The 1,238-nt window shown below is 61.9% G+C and carries 2 protein-coding genes; both read left to right on the top strand.

Features of this window, described 5'->3' with window-relative positions:
* Positions 1-435, top strand: a 435-nt coding sequence (locus tag ACOYQJ_RS26170; protein ID WP_422908811.1) for a CoA transferase subunit A, incomplete at its 5' end; no start/stop codon positions are given.
* Between the two features lie 58 nt (positions 436-493).
* Entirely contained in the window at positions 494-1,117 is a 624-nt protein-coding gene (locus tag ACOYQJ_RS26165; RefSeq protein WP_422908810.1) for a 3-oxoacid CoA-transferase subunit B, read from the top strand.
* The last annotated feature ends 121 nt before the right edge of the window (positions 1,118-1,238 follow it).

Below are 1,238 nucleotides of genomic sequence, written 5' to 3'. Positions count from 1 at the left end.
GGAGAGCTTGAGCTTGAATTCAACCCGCAGGGCACCCTGGCCGAGCGTATGCGGGCTGGCGGCGCGGGCATTCCCGGCTTTTACACCAAGACCGGCGTCGGCACGGTGATTGCCGAGGGCAAGGAAGTGAAATCCTGGAACGGTCAGGATTACATCCTCGAAGAGGGCATCTTTGCCGATCTCGCCATCGTCAAAGCCTGGAAAGCGGACACCACCGGCAATTGCATTTTCCGCAAGACCGCCCGCAACTTCAACCCGCCCGCCGCCATGTGCGGCAAGATCTGCGTGATGGAGGTCGAAGAGATCGTCGAACCCGGCACGCTGGAGCCCGACCACATCCATCTGCCCGGCATCTATGTGCATCGCCTGATCCAGGGACAGCACGAGAAACGCATCGAACAGCGCACCGTGCGCAAGCGGGAGGCCGCGCAATGACAAGTGGGAACCGGTTTTCATGCCCGCGCGGCGACCAATCGAAACGGGAGGAAGCATAATGCCCTGGGATCGTAACCAAATGGCGGCGCGCGCCGCCGAAGAGCTCGAAGACGGCATGTATGTGAACCTTGGCATCGGCATCCCGACGCTGGTCGCCAATTACGTCGGCGACAAGGACATCACCTTGCAGTCCGAGAATGGCATGCTGGGCATGGGCCCCTTTCCCTTTGAGGGCGAGGAAGACCCCGACCTGATCAACGCCGGCAAACAGACCATCACCGAGTTGCGCCGCACCTCGTATTTTGACAGCGCGACCTCTTTCGCGATGATCCGTGGCGGCAAGATCGCGGCGGCCATCCTTGGCGCGATGGAAGTGGCCGAGAACGGCGATCTGGCAAACTGGATGATCCCCGGCAAGCTGGTCAAAGGCATGGGCGGCGCGATGGACCTTGTGGCCGGCGTCGGCCGTGTGGTCGTGGTCATGGACCACACCAACAAGCACGGCGACAGCAAGGTTCTCAAAGCCTGCACCCTGCCGCTGACCGGCAAGGGCGTGGTGGACCGGATCATCACCAACCTTGGCGTTCTGGACGTGGTCGAAGGCGGCCTGAAAATCGTCGAATGCGCCGAAGGCGTGACCGAAGCCGAGCTGCGCGCCGCAACCGAAGCCACCATCGTCTGATCGGCGCTCCGATCAAAATCAAAAAAGGCTGCGCCGGTCCCGCTGGCGCAGCCTTTCTGATTTCACGCAAGGCCCGGTCTTCATCGGTCCAAAACTATCCCCGCCGGAGGCTTCGACGCTG

It is taken from the genome of Pacificoceanicola algae (assembly GCF_049341065.1).
In the GTDB taxonomy this organism is placed as follows: domain Bacteria; phylum Pseudomonadota; class Alphaproteobacteria; order Rhodobacterales; family Rhodobacteraceae; genus Pacificoceanicola.
The sequence above is the reverse complement of the archived record's forward strand: the minus strand, read 5'-3'. Positions and strand labels throughout refer to the sequence as shown.